Genomic DNA, 22,065 nt, shown 5'->3' on the forward strand with positions numbered 1-22,065 from the left:
AACCAATGGTCCAGCCGGAACGGCGCACCAGAGCCGATATCCTGGCCGCCACGGCCATCACCGCGGCCGTCGCCGCAATCGCGGCACTGATCTGGTGGAACAGCGATGCCCGGGCCACCACCAGCAGGCCGGCAACTACTCCCGCAGCCAATCCGCCCACCGCTGCGCACGTTCCGGCCGCCCTGAAACAACTCTGGTCGGCGCCCAGCCCGACGACCCGGGTGCCCGTCGCCGTGGGGGGCACAGTGGTGACCGGCGACCGGCACCGCGTCGACGGCCGCGATCGGGTGACCGGCCAAGCCCTGTGGAGCTATTCCCGCGGCAGCGACCTCTGCGGTGTCAGCTGGGTGCATCAATATGCCGTCGCGGTCTATCGCGACGACCGCGGGTGCGGTCAGGTCAGCACCATCGACGGGTCGACCGGCCGGCGCGGACCCACCCGCAGCAGCTACGCCGACGCGGCGGTCCAGCTGTCCGCCAACGGGGCGACGGTGTTGTCGGCAGGAGCCACCCGTCTGGAGATGTGGCGTTCGGACCTGGTCCGGATGATCGTCTACGGCGAAACCGACGCGCGGGTGAAACCGCCCGCCCGGGGCCTGCACTCGGGATGCACGCTGGAATCGGCCGCCGCCAGTTCGACGCAGGTGTCGGTCCTCGAGTCCTGCGCGGACCAGGCCGACCTGCGTCTGCTGCTGCTGCACCCGGGCAAGGACGACGACGAACCCAAGCAGCAGGTCGTGCCGCAGCCCGGGGTGCCCCGGGGGGCCGGTGCCCGCGTCCTGGCCGTGTCGCAGGAACGCACCGCGGTATACCTGCCGGGCCCGCAGCCGCGAGTCGAGGTGATCGACGACACCGGCACCACGGTGTCGAGCACCGCACTGGCCGGGCAGCCGTCGCACTCAGCCGCGGTCTCGCGGGCCGGAGACCTGGTCACCTGGTGGACCGGGAACTCGCTGATGGTTTTCGACGCCGCCGGCCTGACACTGCGCTACACCATCGCCGCCGGCGAGACCACGCAGCCGCTGGGCCCCGCGACGATGATGGCCGGCCAGTTGCTGGTGCCGGTCACCGACGCGATCGGCGTATATGACCCGGCAAGCGGCGAGGCCGTCCGCTACCTCGAGGTCCAGCGGCAACCCGTAGACGCACCCGTCGTCCCGGCCGTGGTGGGCTCGCAGGTGATCGAGCAGCGCGGCGACACCATGGTGGCACTGGGCTGACCGAAGGCTCACCGGACTAACACTCGACGGCGAAAGTCGGCAGCTCCGAACCGTTCTTCCAGTGCTTGAGCAGCGCCTGAGCCAACTCGCGGTAGGCCAGCGCACCCTTGTTCTTGCGTCCGGACAGCACCGAAGTGCCCGACGCACTGGCCTCGGCGAAACGCACCGTCCGCGGAATCGGCGGTGCCAGCACCGACAGCTGATAGCGGTCGGCGACGTCGAGCAGCACATCGCGGGTGTGGGTGGTGCGCGAGTCGTACAACGTGGGCAGCGCACCCAGCAACCGCAGGTCCGGATTGGTGATCTGCTGGACGTCGGCGACGGTGCGCAAAAACTGACCCACACCGCGGTGCGCCAGCGTCTCACACTGCATCGGAACCATCACCTCGTCGGCGGCCGTGAGCCCGTTGAGGGTCAGCACACCCAGCGACGGCGGACAGTCGATGATCACCACGTCGAAATCACCGGCGAGTTTCGCCAGCGCCCGCTTGAGGGCGTATTCGCGTCCGGCCCGCATCAGCAACAGCGCCTCGGCCCCCGCAAGATCGATGTTGGCCGGCAGCAACACCATGCCCTCTGCGGTCGTGACCAGCGCGGCATCGGGTTCCACCTCCCCCAGGAGCACATCGTGGACACTGACCGGCAGCTTGTCGGGGTCTTGGCCCAGCGAGAACGTCAGGCACCCCTGCGGATCCAGATCGACCAGGAGCACCCGCTTTCCGCTGTCCACCATCGCGGCACCCAACGAGGCGACCGTCGTCGTCTTGGCCACACCGCCCTTCTGGTTGGCGACGGCAAGTATGTGCATTCGTGTCACGGTGCCATCCTGACATGCACCCCGCGCATCGGCTCCGCTGGCGGGTCCGGCACGGCTCCCGGCGTGTCTCGTGCAGAATCGGTCGGCATGGGTGTCGAGGACCACCGGCTGGTGCTGCTGCGCCACGGCGAGACCGAATGGTCGAAGTCGGGGCGGCACACCGGCCGCACCGACATGGCGCTGACCACCGCGGGGAGCACCCAAGCCGAATTCGCCGGGCGGGTTCTGGCTGACCTCGCCTTGGACAATCCCTATGCGGTTTGCAGCCCGCGCCGCCGGGCCCTGGCCACCGCCGACTCGGCGGGAATCATGATCGACCAGGTGACGCCACTGATCGCCGAATGGGACTACGGCGACTACGAGGGCCTGACCACCCCCCAGATCCGCCAATCCGAGCCCGAGTGGTCGATTTGGACGCACGGATGCCCCGGCGGCGAGAGCGTCGCGCAGGTCAGCGATCGCGCCGATCGGGCGGTCGAACGGGCCCTGGAGCTGATGCAGTCGCGCGACGTGCTGTTCGTCAGCCACGGTCACTTCTCCCGCGCGGTCATCGCGCGATGGCTGATGCTCCCGCTCCGCGAGGGCAGCCGATTCGACATGCCGACGGCAACGATCACGATCTGCGGGTTCGATCGCGGTGTCCGGCAGCTCAGCCGGCTGGGGCTCAGCTATCACCTCCGGCCGTTCCCGACGGCGTGAACCCCGAACCCCGATTCGCGCTGAGCAGTCCGGACGGCATCCTGGTTGCCGACGGGGTGGCCGTCCGCTACCGGGACATCGCATCGGCCCAAGCGGCCTTGCGGCTCGGTGACGTGCCGATAGTCGTGGGAGCATTGCCTTTCGACGTGACCCGGCCGGCGGCGCTGCTGGCGCCGGAGGTGGTGCACCGTCATGACGTCCTGCCCGAGTGGCCGGCCGGGCCGCTGCCGGCGGTGCGAGTCGACGCCGCGATCCCGCCGGTGGCCGAGCATCGGGCACGGGTCGGCCGCACTCGCAACCTGCTGGCCGCGCGGCACAGCTCGCTGAGCAAAGTGGTGCTGGCCCGGGCGCTGAGGCTGGCCGCCGACGGCGTGCTCGACGGCCGCGTCATCCTGCGCAGGCTGGTTGCCGCCGACCCGGGGGCCTACGGCTACCTGGCGGACCTGACCGCTGCCGGCGGGGACTACACCGGAACGGCCCTGGTGGGCGCCAGCCCCGAACTGCTGGTGGCACGATCCGGCCGCAACGTCGTGTGCCGGCCTTTTGCCGGTTCGGCGCCGCGGCACCCCGACCCGGAGGAGGACGCCGCCCTGGGGTCCGCGCTGGCCGCCTCCGCCAAGAACCGCCACGAGCATCAGCTGGTCGTCGACACCATGCGGGAAGCCCTGGCGCCATTGTGCGACGAGTTGTCGTGGGCACCCGAACCGCAACTGAGCCGCACCGCGACGGTCTGGCATCTGTGTACTCCGATAGCTGGACGGCTCCGCGATACCTCCACCACGGCAATCGATCTGGCGCTGGCGCTACATCCCACTCCCGCGGTCGGCGGGGTTCCCACCGGTCAAGCGGTGGCATTGATCAACGCCCTGGAGGGCGACCGTGGCTTCTACGCCGGTGCGGTGGGATGGTGCGACTCCGGCGGAGACGGCAACTGGGTTGTCGCCATCCGGTGCGCGCAGCTGTCCGCCGACCGCCGGACCGCGCTCGCACACGCCGGCGGGGGGATAGTCGCCGAATCCGATCCCGACGACGAGGTCGCGGAAACCACAGCGAAATTCGCGACCACCCTCAATGCGCTCGGCGTCGAGCGATGAGAACTGCCGGGACGACCGCCGGGACTACCTCCGGCCGCCTCCGGCCTGTCCCGCCGCCCCGTCACCGGCGGCCCAGCCGACGGCCGGCCGGCTGAACAGCAGTGCCAGCGTGATTCCCGCCACCAGCCCGACCGGGATCCCCAATTGCGGCCGGTGCGAATCCACCGCCATGTACCAGGCAACGGGCAGCAGCAGCAACTGAGTGAACACCGCCAATCCCCGGCCCCAGCGCCTGCCCGCCACCAGCGCCCAGCCGCCGGCCAGTACCCCGGCGCCGATCAACACGAACCACACCGCGGTGCCCAGCCCGTTGACCACCCGCTGGTCGGCGCCGGCGATCCCGCGAACCACCAGGATCACCGCCATCACCACAGCCGCCGCACCCTGCGCCAGGACGATGAATCCGGCTCCGCGGACGATAGCCGGAGTGCGAGCGGTCACAGCGTCAGCGTAGTCATCCCGACGGGCCGTGCCGCCCACAGTCGGGCCCGCAAGGGTACCTTCGGCTGCGTCGACAAGCCGGTACGGGAAGCGCAAAGTGAGATACCCCACGCCCCGCCGTAACGCTATTGACATCTGTTGAGCCTGTGTAACCATTAAACGATTGATGCAGAGATACGGAAACCTGTCTTGTGCAACGTTTATCGCTTATCGGGCAAGAGGAAATCTCCGTGTGGGGTTCTGCGCACATAGTGAGGAGTAGCGACTAATGGATTGGCGCCATAGGGCGGTGTGCCGCGACGAGGATCCCGAGCTGTTCTTCCCGGTCGGGAACAGCGGCCCGGCACTCGCGCAGATTGCCGACGCGAAACTGGTCTGCACTCGGTGCCCAGTGACCACCGAATGCCTGACCTGGGCGCTCAGCACCGGCCAGGACGCCGGCGTGTGGGGTGGAATGAGCGAAGACGAGCGGCGCGCACTCAAGAGGCGCAATGCCCGGACCAAGGCTCGCAGCGGGGTCTGACCACCCGGATTTCACAGCACCAGTCGTCCCCGCCGGCCGATCGGTACCCGCAACACCACATCGGTGCCGCCGTCAGCGCCCCTCTGCATCTCCAGCGAACCGTCCAACTCCGCCGAAACCAGCGTCCGCACAATCTGCAATCCCAGGCTGTCGGACTTCTCCAGGCTGAACTCCGCGGGCAAGCCGCGCCCGTCGTCATTGACCACGACGTCGAGCCAACGCGCCGAGCGCTCAGCGCGGATTGTCACCGCCCCCCCGGTCGACATCAGGCCGAATGCGTGCTCGATGGCGTTCTGCACCAGCTCGGTGATCACCAAAATCAGCGCGGTCGCCCGGTCGGAGTCCAATACCCCCAGGTCACCGACCCGGTTGATCCGGATGGGCCGGTCCACCGAGGCCACATCGTTCATGATGGGCAGGATGCGGTCGATGACTTCGTCGAGATTGACCTTCTCGTCCACCGACATCGACAGCGCATCGTGGACCAGGGCGATCGAGGATACCCGGCGCACCGATTCGATGAGCGCCTCCCGGCCCTCGGCATTGACGGTTCGCCGGGCCTGTAGACGCAGCAACGCGGCGACGGTCTGCAGATTGTTCTTCACCCGATGGTGAATCTCGCGGATCGTGGCGTCTTTCGATATCAGGGCCCGGTCCCGGCGCTTCACCTCGGTCACGTCGCGGATCAAGATCGCCGCACCCGCATTCTCGCCGTGCACGACCAGCGGCAGCGTCCGCAACAGCACGGTTGCGCCGCCGGCGTCGACCTCCAAGCGCATGCTCGATCCGCCGGAGAGCAGGTTCAGAACGTGCTCGGCCACTTCCTGAGCGTCGAACGGATCCGAGACCAGCGGCCGGGTGACCGCGATCAGATTGTTTCCCTCCAACTCACTCTTCAGACCCATCCGGTGGTAAGCCGACAACGCGTTCGGGCTGGCATATGCCACGACTCCGTCGACGTCCAGCCGGATGAAGCCGTCACCGGCACGCGGAGTCGACCGGGACAGCGCGACGTCGCCGACGTCTGGAAACGTGCCCTCGGCAAGCATGTGCAGCAGATCTTCGGCGCAATGCCGGTAGGCGGTTTCCAGCCGGCCCGACATGCGCTCGGCGACCCATTCGGTCTGGTGCTGCGTCAGCACCGCCACGACCTGGTCGTCGTAGCGGACCGGGGAAGTGACGACGTTGGACCCGAGCTGATACCCCGAATGCGGTTCGACGCCGGTGAACTCCGGCACACAAACACTCTTGGCGAAGGCATCCGCAACCAACGGCAAACGATCGGCGGGAACGACACCGCCCACCGCATCGCCCTGCATGACCGTCGAGGCGGTGTTGGGCCGGCACTGGGCGACACATACCAGCGCTCCATCGTCCCGGCGAACCCACATCAGATAGTCGGCGAACGCCAGGTCGGACAGTAGCTGCCACTCCCCGACCACCGCGTGCAGGTGATCGACCGCATTGCCCGGCAGCACGGTGTGCTCGGCAAGCAGATTACCGAGGGTGGACATGGTTGACTCCCGAGTCCATCCCGGCCGGGGCGGCGGCCGAGGATTGTCGAAGGCTAGCTGATCACGGCGATCAGATCGCCGGCCTGGATGACGTCACCCACCGAGACACTCACCGTGCTGACGGTTCCGGCGATCTCGGCCAGCACCGGGATCTCCATTTTCATCGACTCCAGCAGCACGACCACATCCCCCTGGCCGATCTCGTCTCCCTCGTTGACGACGACTTCGAGCACGCTGGCCACGATCTCGGCGCGAACCTCCTCGGACATCATCACTCCACTCGTATCGGCCGCGGCGCACACTGGTCTGTCGGGCTCTCTACATCGAACCATAGGGCCCGGTCCGCAGGCTGATGGCGCCACGGCGGGTTTCACATGAGACAATGGGTAACAATCGAGCGGCCACGGGCCGCCCCGCAATCCGATGATCGGAAGGTTCTCACCATGGCGAAGCGTGGCCGCAAGAAGCGTGACCGCAAACACAGCAAGGCCAACCACGGTAAGCGGCCCAACGCCTGACCAAAGCCGGCGGCCAAGCGCTAGGCGCCGGGCCCGCCACGGATGATGGTGGTGCGGCTGATCTCCAGCCGCAGCCGCTCGCGCATGCCGTCCGGCGCCCGCTCACCACGGCATTTGCTTGCGATCAGGACCTTGATCCGCTCCTCGATCCCGTAGTGTCGGAAGCATTCCGGACACGCCTCGAGGTGCCGCCGCAGCTGTTCCTGGCTGTCCGGGTTGCATTCCCCGTCCAGCAAAGTCCACACCTCGGCGATCACCTGGCTGCAGCCGAGGTGTCCATGCGATTCCCCATCGTCGAAGGGGGAACCGGACGAGCCGCTGACCTCGTTCACGACGACACCTCCTCGGGGGTGTGCTGGGGCGCCTGCTCGCCGCGGATGAAACCGCGTTCCTTGGCGACGCCGGCCAGCAGTTCGCGCAGTTGGTTCCGGCCACGATGCAGCCGCGACATCACGGTGCCGATCGGGGTACCCATGATCTCGGCGATCTCCCGGTACGGAAAACCCTCGACGTCGGCGTAGTAGACCGCCATCCGGAAATCTTCCGGCAACGCCTGCAGGGCTTGTTTGATCTCGGTATCCGGCAGCCCTTCGAGAGCCTCGATCTCGGCAGACCGCAGTCCGGTCGAGGAATGCGCGGCCTGCGAGGCCAGCTGCCAATCGGTGATCTCCTCGGTCGGATACTCCGCCGGCTGGCGCTGCTTCTTTCGGTATCCGTTGATGTAGGTGTTGGTCAGGATGCGGTACAGCCACGCCTTGAGATTGGTGCCGGCACGGAACGACCGAAAGCCGGCATAGGCCTTGACCATCGTTTCCTGCAGCAGGTCCTCGGCGTCAGCCGGATTCCGGGTCATCCGCAGCGCACCGCCGTAAAGCTGGTCGAGAAGGGGAATCGCATCCCGCTCGAACCGGGCCGTCACCTCGGCGTCGGTCTCCTCATACTCAGGCGGCCGGCCATCGATGTCGGACATCTTGATCAGCACGGTCCCTTCGGTTGCGGGGTCACCATACGGCGAAATCGTCGCCGCCGGACTCGCGGGGAATCGATCCGACCGCTGGTCACAACGCACGCTCGTCGCAGCCGGCACCCGATTCCCTCCTGACAATCTATAGCCCCCACCATCTGACGGGCGCGACCGACGGCCGACGGGTGCCTGCCCCGACCCGCCCCACAGCCGAGTTCACCGGTACCGGTGAGACCGCCGCATCGAACAACGCAATCGGCCGACGCAGTATTTCCCGGCGCGCACTGCGCGTTACTGTGACGCCATGTCCCTCAACGGCAAGACCATGTTCATATCCGGCGCCAGTCGCGGCATCGGCCTGGCGATCGCAAAACGAGCCGCCCGCGACGGCGCCAACATCGCGCTGGTCGCCAAAACCGCCGAACCTCACCCCAAGCTGTCCGGCACGGTGTACACCGCCGCCGCCGAGATAGAGGAAGCCGGCGGTCAGGCACTGCCGATCGTCGGTGACGTCCGCGACCCCGAGTCCGTGGAGTCCGCCGTCGCCAGGGCAGTCGAGCAGTTCGGCGGTGTCGACATCTGCGTGAACAACGCCTCGGCGATCAACCTGGGGTCGGTGACCGACGTACCGATGAAGCGCTTCGATCTGATGAACGGGATCCAGGTGCGCGGCACCTACGCGGTGTCACAGGCGTGCATCCCGCACATGAAGGGCCGGGACAATCCGCACATCCTGACGTTGTCGCCACCGGTGCAGCTGGACAAGAAGTGGCTCAAGCCGACCGCATACATGATGGCGAAATTCGGTATGACGCTGTGCGCGTTGGGTATTGCCGAGGAGATGCGCCACGAGGGCATAGCCTCGAATACGCTGTGGCCGCGCACGCTGGTGGCAACGGCAGCCGTGCAGAACCTGCTCGGCGGCGACGAGGCGATGCGCCGCGCCCGCAAACCGGACGTCTACGCCGACGCCGCCTACGTCGTCCTCAACCGGAACTCCCGCGAATACACCGGCAACTCGGTGTTCTGCGAGGACGTGCTGGTGGAATCGGGTGTCACCGACCTGTCGGTGTATGACTGCGTGCCCGGTGCCGAACTGGGTGTCGACTTGTGGGTCGAACAGGTCAATCCCCCCGGGTACGCCGGGCCCTGAGTTCCCGGGGCCCGGCCCCCGGCCCGCAGCCCGCAGCCCGCAGCCCGCAGCCCGCAGCCCGCAGGGATACCCGGATTACCCCCGGCTAGCCCGCGCCGTCGGTATCGGGAACGGTGATGTCGCGCTTCTGGATCTTTCCGGTGGCCCCCTTGGGCAGCGCGTCGACGAGCCACACCCGGCGAGGGTACTTGTAGGCCGCCACCCGCGCCCGGACGTATTCGCGCAACTCATCCGTACTCAGGGACGCACCCTCCTTGAGGACGACCGCCGCGCCGACTTCCTCGCCGAGCGACTCGTGCGCAATACCGATGACCGCGGCTTCGGCAACCGATGGATGCTCGTAGAGCACCTCCTCGATCTCCCGGGGATACACGTTGTAGCCGCCCCGGATGATCATGTCCTTGGTCCGGTCGACGACGTAGAAAAAGCCGTCCTCGTCCACGCGTCCGACATCGCCGCTGTTGAACCAGCCCTCGGGGGTGATGGCTGCCTGGGTCGCCTCCGGTAGGTTCCAGTAACCCGTCATCACGTTGTGCCCGCGGATCTGGATTTCGCCGGACTCGCCCGGAGCGGCCTCCCGGCCGTTGAGATCGACGAGCCGCATCTCGACACCTTCGATCGGTGTGCCGATAGAACCGGGCTTGCGCGGCAGGTGCGGATGGTTGAACGAGGCCGCGGGCGAAGTCTCGGACAACCCGTAGCCTTCCAGGACCGCACAGCCGAAAGCCTTTTCGAAGTCCGTGAGAACCTGGACCGGCAGCGCCGCACCTCCGGAGACACATATCCGCAGGTTCCGCACCGCATCGGCCGGCGCTTCGGCCGCCACGCCGAGCAGCGCTGAGTACATCGTGGGCACCCCCTCGAACACCGTGACACCGTCGCGCGCCATGACTTTCAGCGCCTCGCGCGGGTCGAACCGGGGCATGAGCGTCAGCGTCGCGCCCACGAGCACGCTGGCGTTGAGCCCGCAGGTCAGACCGAAGACGTGGAACAGCGGCAGACAGCCCATCACCACGTCGCCGGATCTCACCTCGATCAGGGTGCGGACGCAGACTTCGGCATTGCGACCCAGATTCCCGTGAGTGAGCATGGCGCCCTTGGGCTTTCCGGTGGTACCCGAGGTGTGCAGGATGACCGCGAGGTCCTCGTCGTCGCGATCCATCGCGGTGCCGCCAGGCAACCCGGAGGTCAACTCGGCCAGTCCGGCATCGTCCACCAGCCAGCACTGCGCGCCGGCCTCGGCGGCTCCGGCGGTGGCCTCCGCGGCGAAAACAGGCGTGGCGAACATCGCCGTGGCGCCGGTGTTGGACAGGTAGAAGGCCACCTCGCGGGACTTGAGCAGCGGGTTCATCGGAACCGCGATGGCACCGCGGTACATGATGCCGTAGAACACGACGGCGAACACCGGCGTATTGGGCAGCATCACACCCACCCGATCGCCCGGCTGCACCCCGGCACGCTCCAGCAGCGTGGACACCCGCGCGGCCGCCGCGTCGAGTTCGGCGAAGGTCAATTCCAGATCATTGCAGCGCACCGCAACCCGGTCGGGGTGGTGCTCCTTGGATGAAATGAGATTCGCACTCAATGCGGTCACGGGACGCCTCCGGGCTGAGTTGATGTGGCCGACCTCCATCCTGGCCTCGCCGAGAGCACAGCACAACCGCTCTATCGAACCGGCCGGTCATACCGGATCCAGGAGCTCCGGCCCGTTGTTGCCGACGGAGTTGACCAGGGTCGACACCCGCCGCACCTCGACGCCGCGCACATCGGGCGGGCCGGCCAGCAACTCAGGATCCAGCGGGGCATCCGGATCCAGCCAGGGGTCCCAAGCCTCCTCGGCCAGGATGTAGGGCATACGGTGATGAACCTCGGCGAGCTCCCCGACGGCTTCGGTGGTGATGATGGCGCAACTCCACAGCGGATCGGCGTCCCCGGACGGTTTCCAGGCCGACCACAACCCCGCCATGAACAGCATCCCGCCATCGCCGCGATGCATGAAGAACGGCGTCTTGGGGGATTTCCCGGTGTCCGGGTCGGGCCGCCACTCGTACCAGCCATCCATCGGCACCAGGGCGCGCCGGCTGTGCGCGGAGTTCCGGAAGGCCGGCGAGGTGGCGACCGTCTCGGCGCGGGCGTTGATCAGCAACGGGCCTCGGGTGTCCGGTGCGCCATCGGGGCCCGGCTTGACCCACGGCGGCAGCAGCCCCCAGCGCATCAGGCGCACCCGGCGGGTGGGGTCGTCGCCCGGCTCTCCGTGGCGGGCCACCACCGTGGTGATCGGGGTCGTGGGTGCGACGTTGTAGTTGGCCCTCGCCGAGTAGTCGGCGTGCGCCGAGGCGCCCGAAGCGCCCGTCACCTCGTCGATTGCGGCGATCTTCACGGCCAGCGAAGCCGGGTCGGTGGTCATCACGAAACGCCCGCACACATCTCCATGGTGGCAGAGCCGCCCGACACCCAACGAGGGACGACAGACGATAATGGGCCGGTGAGCACCTGGCCGGCCCCGTCCGCACCGTCGCCGGTGCACGCCACGGTGACGGTTCCGGGTTCGAAGTCCCAGACCAACCGGGCCCTGGTGCTGGCCGCACTGGCGGCCGCGCAGGGTCGGGGCACATCCACCATCAGCGGGGCGCTGCGCAGCCGCGACACCGACCTGATGATCGGGGCGCTGAACACCCTTGGGCTGCGGGTGGCTGGGGCCGGCTCCGAACTGACCGTGAGCGGGTGCATCGCGCCCGATCCCGGCGCCCGCGTCGACTGCGGCCTGGCCGGCACGGTCCTGCGCTTCGTCCCGCCGCTGGCCGCGCTGGGCGCCGTGGGAGTCGTTTTCGACGGCGACGAGCAGGCCCGGGCCCGGCCCATCACGCCGCTGCTGGACGCGCTCCGCGATCTCGGGGTGCCCGTGGACGGGACCGGGCTGCCCTTCCGGGTCGACGGCCACGGGGAGGTGGCCGGTGGATCTGTGGACATCGACGCATCGGCTTCGTCGCAGTTCGTGTCGGGCCTGCTGCTGTCCGGCGCATCGTTCACCAACGGCCTGACCGTGCAGCACACCGGCGGGTCGCTGCCATCGGCCCCGCACATCGCGATGACGGTGCAGATGCTCCGCCAAGCCGGTGTCGTCGTCGACGACACCGGTGCAGACCGCTGGCACGTGCAGCCGGGTGCCGTGGCGGCTCGGCACTGGCGGGTCGAGCCGGATCTGACCAACGCGGTGGCGTTCCTGGCCGCCGCCGTGGTCACCGGCGGCACCGTGCGGATCACCGGGTGGCCCCGGGAAAGCGTGCAACCCGCCGGTCGCATCCTGGACATCCTGGGCGAGCTCAACAGCGTTGTCAGCCATGACGGTTCGAATCTTCAGGTGCGGGGCGCACCCGAGTACCACGGATTCGACGTGGACCTGCGCGATGTCGGCGAGCTGACGCCGTCGCTGGCCGCGCTGGCCGCGACGGCGCGGCCGGGGTCGATATCGCGGCTCCGGGGAATCGCGCACCTGCGCGGCCACGAAACCGACCGTCTGGCCGCCCTGAGCACCGAGATCAACGGGCTGGGCGGCGACTGCCGGGAAACCGCCGACGGCCTGGAGATCACCGCGACCCCGCTGCGGGCCGGGCTGTGGCGCGCCTACGCCGACCACCGGATGGCCATGGCGGGCGCGATCATCGGTTTGCGGGTCGGCGGCGTCGAGATCGACGACATTGGCGCCACGACCAAGACGCTCCCGGAGTTCCCCGAGCTGTGGTCCGAGATGGTAGCGGCGGGGTCGGCGGTGGCCGGCCGGGGGGCGCTCGGTTGAGGGCCGGCGACTACGACGAATCCGACGTCAAGGTCCGCTCCGGCAAAGGCTCGCGGCCTCGCACCAAGACCCGCCCGAAGCACGCCGATGCCGAGGCCGCCATGGTGGTCAGCGTCGACCGCGGCCGCTGGGGATGCGTGCTGGGCGGGCACCCCGACCGCCGGGTGGTGGCCATGCGGGCGCGCGAACTCGGCCGGACCCCGATCGTCGTCGGCGACGAAGTCGACGTGGTGGGTGACCTGTCCGGGCGGGTCGACACCCTGGCCCGCATCGTGCGGCGCCGCCACCGGCGCACCGTGCTGCGGCGCACCGCGGACGACACCGACCCCACCGAACGGGTGGTCGTCGCCAACGCCGACCAATTGCTGATCGTGGTCGCGCTGGCCGATCCGCCGCCGCGTACCGGCCTGGTCGACCGGACGCTGATCGCCGCCTACGCCGGCGGGTTGGCACCGATCCTGTGCCTGACCAAAACCGACCTCGCGGAGCCGGAACCCTTTGCCGGGGAATTCGCCGACCTGGATCTGACGGTGGTCGCCGCCGGCGTCGACGATCCGCTGCCGGCGGTAGCGGATCTGCTGGCGGGGAAAACCACCGCGCTGTTGGGGCATTCCGGGGTGGGCAAGTCCACCCTGGTCAATCGTCTGGTGCCCGAAGCGGACCGGGCTGTCGGCGAGGTGACCGGCATCGGCCGAGGGCGGCATACCTCGACACAGTCGGTAGCGCTGCCGCTGGAGTCCGGGGGCTGGGTGATCGACACTCCGGGTATCCGCTCGTTCGGGCTCGCCCACATTCGGCCCGACGACGTTCTGGCCGCGTTTTCCGACCTGGCCGAGACCATTGGGCACTGCCCACGGGGTTGCGGACACCTGGGCCCGCCAGCCGCTTCCCAGTGCGCGCTGGATCAGTTGGACGGCAGCGCGGCACGGCGGGTCACCGCCGCCCGTCGGCTGCTGTGCAATCTCGGGGAGGTCTGAGGGTTCGCCTCGGGGCGCTGGATCCCGCAGGCCCTGCAACGCTCGCCCCTCGCCCCTCGCCCCTCGCCCCCCGCCGCGCCCGGGCCCGGGCCCGGGCCCGGGCCCGCCAGACCCCCCACCCCCGCCGAGCGTGCAACTACTGCGGAAAAACGGCCCAGATTCACCAGCAGTTACACGCTCGGCGAGGGGCGAGGGGCGAGGGGCGAGGGGCGAGGGGCGAGGGTGAGCGCCGACGCGACCAGGACGGGCGGCGGAGTTGGGCGCCAACGGCGAGGGCGGGCGCCAGCGCCGGCCCCGCACCAGCGGCGAAGGCACCCTCAGCGCCGACCCCGCACCGCGGCAATCGCCGTTCGCAGACCGCGCCGACGGCCGGTAACGGGCTCAATACCCGCGAAATCGGGATCCAGGCCGGCGAACATCCGCTCGCTGCGGGTCTCCGGCGCATCGTCACAGCTATCGCGCAGGCAGGCGTCGGGCAGCGACAACTTCGCCAGCGTCCGCCACGTCTTGGCGTACTGCACCGCGAACGGCCCGGTGGTGTAGGGCAGGTCGTATTTGTCGCAGAGTTGGCGAACCCGCAGTGAGATGCCGTGGAGGCGGTTGCTCGGCAGGTCGGGATACAGGTGGTGCTCGATCTGGAGGCACAGGTTGCCGCTCATGAAGCGCAGCGCGGGACCGGCCTCGAAGTTGGCGCTGCCGAGCAGCTGCCGCAGATACCACTGTCCCTTGGATTCGCCGGCCATGTCGGTGGTGGTGAATTTCTCGGCGCCGTCGGGAAAGTGGCCGCAGAAGATGACGGCGTTGGCCCACAGGTTGCGGATGACATTGGCCACCGCGTTGGCCCTCAGCGTGGACCTGAAAGTCGCACCCGGAGACACCGACGTCAGCGCCGGGAACGCCAGGTAGTCCTTGAACACCTGGCGACCGACCTTACCCGAGAGTTCGCGAAGCCGAACCTTGGCGGCCTCGCGTTCGGCGGGGCCTTTGAAAATCTTGCCGAACTCCAAGTGCTGCAACGCGATTCCCCACTCGAATCCGATCGCAAGGATGGCGTTGAAGATCAGGTTGAACATGTTGTGGGGCTTCCAGCGGTGGTCGCGGGTAACCCGCAGCAGCCCGTAGCCGACGTCGTCGTCGACGTCGAGGATGTTGGTGTACTTGTGGTGCACGAAGTTGTGGGTGTAGCGCCAGTGTTTGGATACCCCGCTCATGTCCCATTCCCAGGACGACGAGTGGATCTCGGGGTCATTCATCCAGTCCCACTGGCCGTGCATGACGTTGTGGCCAATCTCCATGTTCTCGATGATCTTGGCCACCCCGAGCAGCATCGTGCCCGCCCACCAGGCCCGACGCCGTGACCCGGCGGCCAGGACGACCCGGCCGGCCACCTCGAGCGCACGCTGGGCGGCTATGGCGCGCCGGATGTAGCGGGTGTCGCGCATCCCGCGGGAGTCTTCGACGTCGCGCCGGATGGCGTCGAACTCGCCGGCCAGGCTTTCGACGTCCGCATCCGTCAGATGCGCAAAAGCGTCGACGTCGGTGACCGCCATCGCTGTTCTCTCCTGACTCGCGGCCCCAACCGGCGCGACCTAGGGCGATCGTAACCTACGAAACCGTAGGTTACTCCATGGTAACTTTAGACGTCGACCGCGCAATCGCCCGATGCGACCGACACACACGTCTGCACCCGGGACCCCGGATCGTGCTCCCGACCCGTTCGCAGGTCACGCACATGCCCTTCCAGGAGTTCGACCACACACGACTGGCAGATACCCATCCGGCAGCCGAACGGCATCCGCACGCCGGCACCCTCACCCGCCTCCATCAACGATGTCGCGGCATCGGCCTCGACACTGCGGGCGCTGCGGGCGAACGTAACCGTGCCGCCGCTCCCCCCGGCCCCGCCGCTCCCGTCGCCAGCCGCAGTCGCCCGCGACACCGCGAAGCGCTCCAGGTGCAGACGGTCGCCGACACCCGCTGCCGACCACACCTTTTCGGCCTGGTTGAGCATGCCCTCCGGCCCGCAGGCCCAGGTCTGCCGGGCACGCCAGTCCGGCACCTCGGACCCCAGGCGCGACAGGTCGAGCCGGCCGCGCGTACGCGTCTCGCGCACCGACAGCCGGTACCCGGGCTCAGCGCAGGCAAGCGCGGCGAGTTCGGCTCCGAACATCACCGCGGATTCGACAGGCGCCGAATGCAGGTGCACGATGTCGCCGATCTGGTTGCTCCGGGCCAGCGTCCGAAGCATCGACATCACCGGCGTGATGCCGGACCCCGCCGTCAGGAACAGGATCGACGACGGCGCCGGGTTCGGCAGCACGAAGTTGCCCTGCGGCGCGGCCAGGCGTACCACGGTTCCGGGCTCGACCCCGGCTACCAGGTGGGTGGACAGGAAGCCGTCGGGCATCGCCTTGACGGTGATGGCGATGGTGCGGCGCTCCGAACCGGACCGCCCGGTCACCGGAATCGAGGTGAGCGAATAGGACCGCCAGCGCCAGCGGCCCTCGACACGCAGCCCGATCCCGACGTACTGGCCCGGCCGGTAGTCGAAACCGAAGCCCCAGCCGGGTTTGATGACCAGGGTCGCCGAGTCCTCGGTTTCGCGGCGCACCTGCAGGATCCGGCCGCGTAGCTCCCGCGCCGACCACAGCGGATTGGCCAGCTGCAGGTAGTCGTCGGGCAGCAGTGGCGTCGTGATACCGGTGGCCAGGCGCCGCAGCAGGTGCGACATCCGATGCTTGTCCGCCCCGGCGACCTTCGGGCGTCGGGTATCGATGACGTCGGCGGCCAGCGGCGCGTGCGTGCTACTCATCAAGGCTCCTGCTCCGGATCGCGCCATTGGTGTGCACCAGCCAACTGCGGCGGTCACATCGGGCGCCGATGCCGCCCGCGGACAAGGCTACGGTACCGTAAGTTACGGCCTTGCCGTTTCCGACGGGCCTGTTCAGAGGAGTTCGAGCAGGAAAGCCAACTCCTGATTCGCATACCAGGCCAGATCATGGTCCTGAGCATCACCGACGATCAGGTCGGCATCGGCGTCACCCAGATCAGCGGCGTCGATCGCCTCGATCGCCGCCGCCACCGCCGGCTCCGCATCGGCGTTGTCCACATACGCCGCTATCACCGCGTCCAGGGCTACCGGCCCGGCCAACCGGACCACCGCATCGTCCAGATCGGGGCGGTAGTCGGCATCGTCGACCTCCGCGGACAGCACCGCACGCCGCAGTGGCTGCGCACCATCGTCGTCGGCCGCCAACAGCCGCAGCGATGCCAGCGCCGCCTCCCCCAGCGCCACCTCGGCGAGTTCGTCATCGTCTCCCCGGGCATAGAACTCGCGCAGCTTCGGCGTCACCGCAAAGGCGGTGCCGTTGACCGGCCGGAGAGCGCCCTCAGCCACGAGTCGCTGCAACATGGCCACGGTCGCGGGAATATAGACCCGCATCACGGCATCACCGCATCACCGCATCAACGTTGCGACGTGGTCGTCGACGTAGGTCTGCAACTCCCGTGCCGACCGCTGGTAGTTGCCGGTCACGACGGGCCGCTCCGGCAGTTCGACCTTCGGGATTTCCACGTCGGTGTAGCCGATCGTGGACAGCAGGTGGGCGATCATATTCAGCCGTGCGTGCTTCTTGATGTCGGACTCCACCACGAACCAGGGGCTGACCGGGGTGTCGGTGTGCACCATCATCTCGTCCTTGGCGCGCGAGTAGTCCTCCCACCGGTACACCGATTCCAGGTCCATCGGGCTGAGCTTCCATTGCCGCAGCGGGTCATTGCGCCTCGACTTGAACCGGCGCAACTGCTCGGCATCGGAAACCGAGAACCAGTACTTGCGCAGCAGAATGCCGTCGTCGATCAGCATCTGCTCGAAGATCGGCGTCTGCCGCAGGAACAGCGCGTGCTCCTGCGGAGTGCAGAACCCCATGACCTTCTCGACGCCTCCGCGGTTGTACCAGGACCGGTCGAACAGCACGATTTCGCCCTTGGTTGGCAGGTGAGCGATGTAGCGCTGGTAGTACCACTGACCCTGTTCCCGGTCGGTCGGCGCGGGCAGCGCGGCAACGTGGACTATGCGGGGGCTCAGGTACTGCATGATTCGCTTGATGGCGCCACCCTTGCCGGCGGCGTCGCGGCCCTCGAAGATGATGACCAAGCGCGCACCGGTATGGCGCACCCATTCCTGCAATTTGACGAGTTCCGTCTGCAGCCTGAACAGTTCGGCTTCATAGACGGCGTTGGGAATCTTCGCCCGGGCAGACGCGCCAGACTTCTTCTTGGTCTTCACTGCGTCGGCGCCCGTCGAGGTACTCACATCAACGAATGCTAGCCCTATCGCGCAACCGCCAGCAGCTCGTCCAGCGATTCCTGCAGCAGGTCCGGCAGCAGGTCCACGTCGCTCATCGCGTCGCGGTCGGCATTGATGCCGAAGTACAGCATGCCGTTGTAGGACGTGACGCCAATGGCCAGCGCCTGGTTGTGCAGCAACGGCGGCACCGCGTAGGTCTCCAGCAACTCGGCTCCGCCCACGTACATCTGCGACTGCGCACCCGGCGCGTTGGTGATCAGCAGGTTGAACATCCGGGCCGCGAAGGTGGTCGCCACCCGGATTCCCATGGCGTGCAGTGTCGGCGGCGCGAACCCCGACAGCGTGACGATGGTCCTGGCGTCCACCAGGCTGGCCGCGGTCGGATTCAGCTCGGTGGCGTGCGCGATCTGCGACAGCCGGATCACCGCGTTGCCCTCGCCCACCGGCAGGTCCACCAGGAACGGCGTCACCTCGCTCATCGCCTGGCCGGGACCGGATCGATCGAGTTGGTCGTCGGGGTACACCGACATCGGCGCCATCGCCCGTACCGTCGCATTGGTGGGGACGGCCTCGCCCCGCGACATCAGCCAGTTGGCCAACGCACCCGCCACCACTGTCAGCACCACATCGTTGATGTCGCAGTCGTAACGCGCCCGCACCGCCCGGTAATCGTCGAGCGTCCCTTTGGCGACCGTCAGCCGCCTGCTGTGCGAAACGGCGGCATTGAGCGGGCTGCTGGGCGCCGCACCCCTGGCCACAGTGCGCGCGATGTCGAAGGCGCGACGGCCCGCACCGGCCAACCTCCCCGAGTTGGTCAGCGCCCCGGCCATCGCCGAACCGACGGCCCGCAGTTGCGCTCCCGGCCCGCCGACCCAGTCGCCGATCGAGTTCAGCAGCAGCCGGGTATTGCCCGGATCCCGCTCCGGTAGCCAGATGTCCTCGGGAAACGGGGGTGGCCGCCGGGTGCGATCGGCGATCACGTGGTTGATCTCCAGCGCGCCCATGCCGTTGACCAACGCCTGGTGGGACTTCGTGTACAGGGCCAGCCGGCCGTTGGCCAGACCCTCGATGAGATACATCTCCCACAGCGGCCGCTCGGTGTCCAAGGGGCGGGCGGTCAGCCGGGCGATCAGTTCGTGCAACTGCCCGTCGCTGCCCGGCGACGGCAGCGCCGAGCGCCTGACGTGGTAGGTGATGTCGAAGTCCTGATCATCGATCCACACCGGCCGTGCGATGGCCCCTCTGATCTGGCGTACCTTCTGCCGGTACCGCGGGATCTGCGGCAGCCGCGCTTCGATGGTGGCCAGCAGCTTCTCGTAACTCAGCCCGGAGCGCTGCCGACGCAGGATCGACAACGTCCCGACATACATCGGGGTGGCCGTGTTCTCCATCCGGAAGAACGCCGCGTCCGCCGTCGACAGCCGCGCTGCCATTTACGGCACGATCCTTTGCGTCACGGCGCCCCCACATGGTCGGCGGAACTTCGTCGGCAGGACTTCTCGTCGGCGGGCCCACGTTCCGCCCACGGTAGCCGCACCGGCGCGGCAGCGACGGCCCGGGTGGCCGGTGGCCTGTGGGCGGCGGGCGGGCGGCGGTGGCGGGCATCGGAGCTGTGGATCGCCGCCGGAGGGTGAATACCGCAAAACCCCGCGGTCTGTCACTCTCCAGCGGGTACGTCATTGACGTCGCCGCCCGTCGGATCGCAACTTCTGGAGATACCCGTGCCCATGTTCGCCGTCACACCGGTGATCGAATACGAACCGCCCACCCGCGGCCTGCGCCGGCACCTGCCGTCATCGCCGTCGGTGCGGCCGCGGACGGCGCAGCCGGCGCGGATGGGCTCCGCAGCCGCGCACCCCGGCGACCGGCCGAGCCAGCGGCAGTACGGCGCGCCACCGTCCCCGCAGATGCCACCGTCCCCGCACGTGCCACCGTCCCCGCTGATGCGCCAGGCGGCGGTGTTCGCCGACTCCGCTCTTCGGCGCGTGCTGGAAGTGATCGACCGGCGCCGCCCCGCCGCACAGCTGGGTTCGATGCTGGCATACGGGCAGGTCGAGGCGCTGCGGGCGGTCGCGCAGGCAGTCGCCGATGAGCCCGGAGTGGCCGTGCTGCGCAGGATACGACTCCAGCCGGCCGGCCGCCCCGGGCGCGATACCGCCGCCGAAGTGTTCGGCACCTACAGCCGCGGCGAACGCATGCACGCGATCGCCTGCCGAGTGCAGCGGCTACCCGGCGCCGGTGGCGGTGCGGGCCGATGGCTGGTGGTGGCACTGCACATCGGCTGATCCCGGGCACCCGGCGCCCCGCTCCCCCCGGCCCCCGCCCCGGCTCCCGCCCCGGCCCCGGCCCCGGCCCCGGCCCTGGCCCCGGTAGCTGTATCCGCCGCTCACACCGGTTTCGCCGGGACCGGCCCGTCGGCATAGCGCGACAGCACCGGGCCGAGGATCGCCATCATGAAGACGTAGGACATCGCCAGCGCCGACATCCCGGGGATCGACGCCCCGACCAGGCCGATGATGATCAGCGAAAACTCGCCCCGGGCGATCAGCGCGGTCCCGGCACGCCGCTGTCCGCGCCAGCCCACTCCGTCGCGGCGGGCGGCGAATATCCCGGTAAGCAACTTCGTCGCCCCGGTGGCGACGGCCAACGCAACGGCCACCGGCAGCATGGGAAGCAACTGCTTGGGATCGACCGACAGGCCGATCGCCAGAAAGAAGATGGCGCTGAACAAGTCGCGAAGCGGAGCCAGCACCCGGCGCGCGCGGGTGGCCGCCTCGCCGGTCAGAGTCAGGCCGACCAGAAACGCCCCCACCGCGGCCGACACCCGCAGGGTCTCAGCCAGCGCGGCGACTATCAGGGTGATGCCCAGAACCCTGAGCAGCAGTTGATCGGAATCGGGGTGGGCCACGAACCGCCCCAGGAGATGCCCCCACCGGTAGGAGGCCGCGAAGGCGGCGATCAGCGCACCGACGGCCGCAACCATCCCGCCAACCGCTTCCACCCACGTTCCGCCCGCTGCCAGCACCGTCAGCAGCGGCAGGTAGGGCGCCATCGCGAAGTCCTCCAGCACCAGCACCGCCAGCACCGCCGGTGTCTCGCGGTTGCCCAACCGGCCCAGATCCTCCAGCAGGCGCGCTATGACCCCCGAGGACGAGATGTAGGTGACTCCGGCCAGCGCCAATATCCCGACACCGCTCCACCCCAGCAGCCAGCCGGCCAGCGCACCCGGGCCCGCGTTGAGGACGATGTCGACGCCCGCCGACGGGAGATGGCGGCGCATGCTGGTCGCGAATTCCGTCACCGAGAACTCCACACCCAGGGTCAACAGCAACAGCACAACCCCGATCGGCGCGGCGGTGACGACGAAGTCGTCGGCCGCAGCCACCGGCAACATCCCGCCGTTGCCGAGCGACAACCCCACGATCAGGTACACCGGTATGGGCGACAGGGTGAACCGGCGCGCAACCCCGCCGAGCAGCGCCAGCGTGGCCAGGAGCGCGCCCAACTCGAACAGCAGCGCGCCGGAAACCTCCACCGGCTCAGCCCCGGTCGACGAGCTGCTCGACCGCGGCGATGCCTTCGTCGGTACCTATCACGATCAGCACGTCATTGGCCCGCAGCGGTTCGGCCGGCCCCGGTGAGACGAGTACGTCGTCACCGCGCACGATCGCGACGATCGACGCTCCGGTACGGGTTCGGGCGCGGGTGTCGCCCAGCGGGTGGCCGGCGAACGGGCTGCCGGGCCCGACGCACACCTGGCCGGCTTCGAGTCCGGGGACTTCGCGGGTGAGTTCGGCAAAACGCTCGGCGATCCTTGGCGCACCGAAAATTTGGGCTACGGCTTCGGCTTCGTCTCCGGTGAGTGCGAACAGCGGCCGGGCCTGGTCGGGGTCTTTGGCGGCATACACCACCACATCGAAGTCACCGTTTCGGCGCGCGACGATGCCGATGCAGTCGCCCTGATGATTGGTGAATTCGTACCGCAGGCCGACGCCGGGCAGCAGCACTTCCTTGACATCTATGCGATCCACCATTGCGTC

Annotated in this window: 24 protein-coding genes; 9 read left to right on the top strand and 15 right to left on the bottom strand. The window is 68.6% G+C overall.

Annotated features, from left to right (window positions below; translation table 11 throughout):
- Nucleotides 1-5: 5 nt before the first annotated feature.
- Complete coding sequence (locus ACK5M9_RS03035) at nucleotides 6-1,220, top strand: hypothetical protein (RefSeq protein WP_416891724.1); 1,215 nt, start codon at nucleotides 6-8, stop codon at nucleotides 1,218-1,220.
- Nucleotides 1,221-1,236: 16 nt separating this feature from the next.
- On the opposite strand, the gene ACK5M9_RS03040 is transcribed toward ACK5M9_RS03035, so the two are convergent.
- Nucleotides 1,237-2,028: a ParA family protein gene (locus ACK5M9_RS03040; RefSeq protein WP_416891749.1), complete on the bottom strand. Its 792-nt coding sequence runs from the start codon at nucleotides 2,026-2,028 to the stop codon at nucleotides 1,237-1,239.
- Nucleotides 2,029-2,124: 96 nt separating this feature from the next.
- On the opposite strand from ACK5M9_RS03040, the gene ACK5M9_RS03045 reads away from it, so the two are divergent.
- Nucleotides 2,125-2,736: an acid phosphatase gene (locus ACK5M9_RS03045; protein ID WP_416891725.1), complete on the top strand. Its 612-nt coding sequence runs from the start codon at nucleotides 2,125-2,127 to the stop codon at nucleotides 2,734-2,736.
- Entirely contained in the window at nucleotides 2,733-3,830 is a 1,098-nt protein-coding gene (locus ACK5M9_RS03050) for an isochorismate synthase (RefSeq protein WP_416891726.1), read from the top strand. Before ACK5M9_RS03045 ends, ACK5M9_RS03050 begins: the two co-directional genes overlap by 4 nt.
- A 24-nt stretch (nucleotides 3,831-3,854) precedes the next feature.
- Here ACK5M9_RS03050 and ACK5M9_RS03055 read toward each other — a convergent pair whose 3' ends face one another.
- A complete protein-coding gene (locus ACK5M9_RS03055) occupies nucleotides 3,855-4,271 on the bottom strand; it encodes a hypothetical protein (protein ID WP_416891727.1) in 417 nt (138 codons plus the stop codon).
- A 268-nt stretch (nucleotides 4,272-4,539) separates the two neighbouring features.
- Between ACK5M9_RS03055 and ACK5M9_RS03060 the strand changes: the two genes are divergently transcribed.
- Nucleotides 4,540-4,794, top strand: a complete 255-nt coding sequence (locus ACK5M9_RS03060) for a WhiB family transcriptional regulator (RefSeq protein WP_416891728.1) — start codon at nucleotides 4,540-4,542, stop codon at nucleotides 4,792-4,794.
- Between the two features lie 11 nt (nucleotides 4,795-4,805).
- Here the strand turns inward: ACK5M9_RS03060 and ACK5M9_RS03065 are convergent, their stop codons facing one another.
- Both ACK5M9_RS03065 and ACK5M9_RS03070 read right to left on the bottom strand, forming a co-directional pair.
- On the bottom strand, nucleotides 4,806-6,308 hold the full coding sequence (locus ACK5M9_RS03065) for a sensor histidine kinase (protein ID WP_416891729.1): 1,503 nt from the start codon (nucleotides 6,306-6,308) through the stop codon (nucleotides 4,806-4,808).
- A gap of 53 nt (nucleotides 6,309-6,361) precedes the next feature.
- Nucleotides 6,362-6,577, bottom strand: a complete 216-nt coding sequence (locus ACK5M9_RS03070; RefSeq protein ID WP_416891750.1) for a biotin/lipoyl-binding carrier protein — start codon at nucleotides 6,575-6,577, stop codon at nucleotides 6,362-6,364.
- A 174-nt stretch (nucleotides 6,578-6,751) separates the two neighbouring features.
- Between ACK5M9_RS03070 and ACK5M9_RS03075 the strand changes: the two genes are divergently transcribed.
- The gene (locus tag ACK5M9_RS03075; RefSeq protein ID WP_011728008.1) at nucleotides 6,752-6,826 is read left to right on the top strand and encodes a 50S ribosomal protein bL37; all 75 of its coding nucleotides are present in this window, start codon (nucleotides 6,752-6,754) and stop codon (nucleotides 6,824-6,826) included.
- Nucleotides 6,827-6,846: 20 nt separating this feature from the next.
- On the opposite strand, the gene rsrA is transcribed toward ACK5M9_RS03075, so the two are convergent.
- Together rsrA and ACK5M9_RS03085 are read right to left on the bottom strand one after the other, a co-directional pair.
- Nucleotides 6,847-7,158 (bottom strand): mycothiol system anti-sigma-R factor, encoded by a 312-nt coding sequence (gene rsrA / locus ACK5M9_RS03080; RefSeq protein WP_416891730.1) that lies wholly within the window; start codon nucleotides 7,156-7,158, stop codon nucleotides 6,847-6,849.
- Nucleotides 7,155-7,796 (bottom strand): sigma-70 family RNA polymerase sigma factor, encoded by a 642-nt coding sequence (locus ACK5M9_RS03085; RefSeq protein ID WP_416891751.1) that lies wholly within the window; start codon nucleotides 7,794-7,796, stop codon nucleotides 7,155-7,157. The genes rsrA and ACK5M9_RS03085 overlap by 4 nt, the downstream gene beginning before the upstream one ends.
- A 298-nt stretch (nucleotides 7,797-8,094) precedes the next feature.
- Between ACK5M9_RS03085 and ACK5M9_RS03090 the strand changes: the two genes are divergently transcribed.
- Nucleotides 8,095-8,943 (top strand): SDR family oxidoreductase, encoded by an 849-nt coding sequence (locus ACK5M9_RS03090; protein WP_416891731.1) that lies wholly within the window; start codon nucleotides 8,095-8,097, stop codon nucleotides 8,941-8,943.
- Nucleotides 8,944-9,028: 85 nt separating this feature from the next.
- On the opposite strand, the gene ACK5M9_RS03095 is transcribed toward ACK5M9_RS03090, so the two are convergent.
- Nucleotides 9,029-10,537, bottom strand: coding sequence for a long-chain-fatty-acid--CoA ligase (locus ACK5M9_RS03095; RefSeq protein ID WP_416891732.1), 1,509 nt, complete (start codon nucleotides 10,535-10,537; stop codon nucleotides 9,029-9,031).
- Between the two features lie 87 nt (nucleotides 10,538-10,624).
- A complete protein-coding gene (locus ACK5M9_RS03100) occupies nucleotides 10,625-11,368 on the bottom strand; it encodes an SOS response-associated peptidase (protein WP_416891733.1) in 744 nt (247 codons plus the stop codon).
- Between the two features lie 60 nt (nucleotides 11,369-11,428).
- On the opposite strand from ACK5M9_RS03100, the gene aroA reads away from it, so the two are divergent.
- Together aroA and rsgA are read left to right on the top strand one after the other, a co-directional pair.
- Nucleotides 11,429-12,739: a 3-phosphoshikimate 1-carboxyvinyltransferase gene (gene aroA / locus ACK5M9_RS03105; protein ID WP_416891734.1), complete on the top strand. Its 1,311-nt coding sequence runs from the start codon at nucleotides 11,429-11,431 to the stop codon at nucleotides 12,737-12,739.
- Nucleotides 12,736-13,716, top strand: coding sequence for a ribosome small subunit-dependent GTPase A (rsgA, locus tag ACK5M9_RS03110; RefSeq protein WP_416891735.1), 981 nt, complete (start codon nucleotides 12,736-12,738; stop codon nucleotides 13,714-13,716). The genes aroA and rsgA overlap by 4 nt, the downstream gene beginning before the upstream one ends.
- A 317-nt stretch (nucleotides 13,717-14,033) precedes the next feature.
- On the opposite strand, the gene ACK5M9_RS03115 is transcribed toward rsgA, so the two are convergent.
- The 5 genes from ACK5M9_RS03115 to ACK5M9_RS03135 form a co-directional block, all read right to left on the bottom strand.
- Nucleotides 14,034-15,266, bottom strand: coding sequence for a fatty acid desaturase family protein (locus tag ACK5M9_RS03115; protein WP_416891736.1), 1,233 nt, complete (start codon nucleotides 15,264-15,266; stop codon nucleotides 14,034-14,036).
- A gap of 86 nt (nucleotides 15,267-15,352) precedes the next feature.
- The gene (locus tag ACK5M9_RS03120) at nucleotides 15,353-16,528 is read right to left on the bottom strand and encodes a ferredoxin reductase (protein ID WP_416891737.1); all 1,176 of its coding nucleotides are present in this window, start codon (nucleotides 16,526-16,528) and stop codon (nucleotides 15,353-15,355) included.
- Between the two features lie 132 nt (nucleotides 16,529-16,660).
- On the bottom strand, nucleotides 16,661-17,161 hold the full coding sequence (locus ACK5M9_RS03125; protein ID WP_416891738.1) for a DUF6912 family protein: 501 nt from the start codon (nucleotides 17,159-17,161) through the stop codon (nucleotides 16,661-16,663).
- A gap of 12 nt (nucleotides 17,162-17,173) precedes the next feature.
- Nucleotides 17,174-18,004: a polyphosphate kinase 2 gene (ppk2, locus tag ACK5M9_RS03130; RefSeq protein WP_416891752.1), complete on the bottom strand. Its 831-nt coding sequence runs from the start codon at nucleotides 18,002-18,004 to the stop codon at nucleotides 17,174-17,176.
- 44 nt (nucleotides 18,005-18,048) lie between these two features.
- Nucleotides 18,049-19,458 carry a WS/DGAT/MGAT family O-acyltransferase gene (locus ACK5M9_RS03135; RefSeq protein WP_416891739.1) on the bottom strand — a complete coding sequence of 470 codons (1,410 nt, stop codon included), beginning with the start codon at nucleotides 19,456-19,458 and terminating at the stop codon, nucleotides 18,049-18,051.
- Nucleotides 19,459-19,752: 294 nt separating this feature from the next.
- Between ACK5M9_RS03135 and ACK5M9_RS03140 the strand changes: the two genes are divergently transcribed.
- The gene (locus tag ACK5M9_RS03140) at nucleotides 19,753-20,310 is read left to right on the top strand and encodes an Rv3235 family protein (RefSeq protein WP_416891753.1); all 558 of its coding nucleotides are present in this window, start codon (nucleotides 19,753-19,755) and stop codon (nucleotides 20,308-20,310) included.
- Between the two features lie 101 nt (nucleotides 20,311-20,411).
- Here the strand turns inward: ACK5M9_RS03140 and ACK5M9_RS03145 are convergent, their stop codons facing one another.
- Both ACK5M9_RS03145 and ACK5M9_RS03150 read right to left on the bottom strand, forming a co-directional pair.
- Entirely contained in the window at nucleotides 20,412-21,560 is a 1,149-nt protein-coding gene (locus tag ACK5M9_RS03145; RefSeq protein WP_416891740.1) for a cation:proton antiporter, read from the bottom strand.
- A gap of 4 nt (nucleotides 21,561-21,564) precedes the next feature.
- Complete coding sequence (locus tag ACK5M9_RS03150; protein WP_416891754.1) at nucleotides 21,565-22,047, bottom strand: cation:proton antiporter regulatory subunit; 483 nt, start codon at nucleotides 22,045-22,047, stop codon at nucleotides 21,565-21,567.
- Nucleotides 22,048-22,065 lie beyond the last annotated feature (18 nt).

The sequence above is a fragment of the Mycobacterium sp. genome, from assembly GCF_047975165.1.
Lineage (GTDB): Bacteria > Actinomycetota > Actinomycetes > Mycobacteriales > Mycobacteriaceae > Mycobacterium.

Coding starts and splice junctions, on each gene's coding strand:
- ACK5M9_RS03090 (WP_416891731.1), top strand. CDS start 8,095: ATGTCCCTCAACGGCAAGACCATGTTCATATCCGGCGCCAGTCGCGGC.
- ACK5M9_RS03065 (WP_416891729.1), bottom strand. CDS start 6,308: ATGTCCACCCTCGGTAATCTGCTTGCCGAGCACACCGTGCTGCCGGGC.
- ACK5M9_RS03060 (WP_416891728.1), top strand. CDS start 4,540: ATGGATTGGCGCCATAGGGCGGTGTGCCGCGACGAGGATCCCGAGCTG.
- ACK5M9_RS03085 (WP_416891751.1), bottom strand. CDS start 7,796: ATGTCCGACATCGATGGCCGGCCGCCTGAGTATGAGGAGACCGACGCC.
- ACK5M9_RS03120 (WP_416891737.1), bottom strand. CDS start 16,528: ATGAGTAGCACGCACGCGCCGCTGGCCGCCGACGTCATCGATACCCGA.
- ACK5M9_RS03040 (WP_416891749.1), bottom strand. CDS start 2,028: ATGCACATACTTGCCGTCGCCAACCAGAAGGGCGGTGTGGCCAAGACG.
- ACK5M9_RS03115 (WP_416891736.1), bottom strand. CDS start 15,266: ATGGCGGTCACCGACGTCGACGCTTTTGCGCATCTGACGGATGCGGAC.
- ACK5M9_RS03140 (WP_416891753.1), top strand. CDS start 19,753: ATGTTCGCCGTCACACCGGTGATCGAATACGAACCGCCCACCCGCGGC.
- ACK5M9_RS03045 (WP_416891725.1), top strand. CDS start 2,125: ATGGGTGTCGAGGACCACCGGCTGGTGCTGCTGCGCCACGGCGAGACC.
- ACK5M9_RS03070 (WP_416891750.1), bottom strand. CDS start 6,577: ATGTCCGAGGAGGTTCGCGCCGAGATCGTGGCCAGCGTGCTCGAAGTC.
- ACK5M9_RS03035 (WP_416891724.1), top strand. CDS start 6: ATGGTCCAGCCGGAACGGCGCACCAGAGCCGATATCCTGGCCGCCACG.
- ACK5M9_RS03135 (WP_416891739.1), bottom strand. CDS start 19,458: ATGGCAGCGCGGCTGTCGACGGCGGACGCGGCGTTCTTCCGGATGGAG.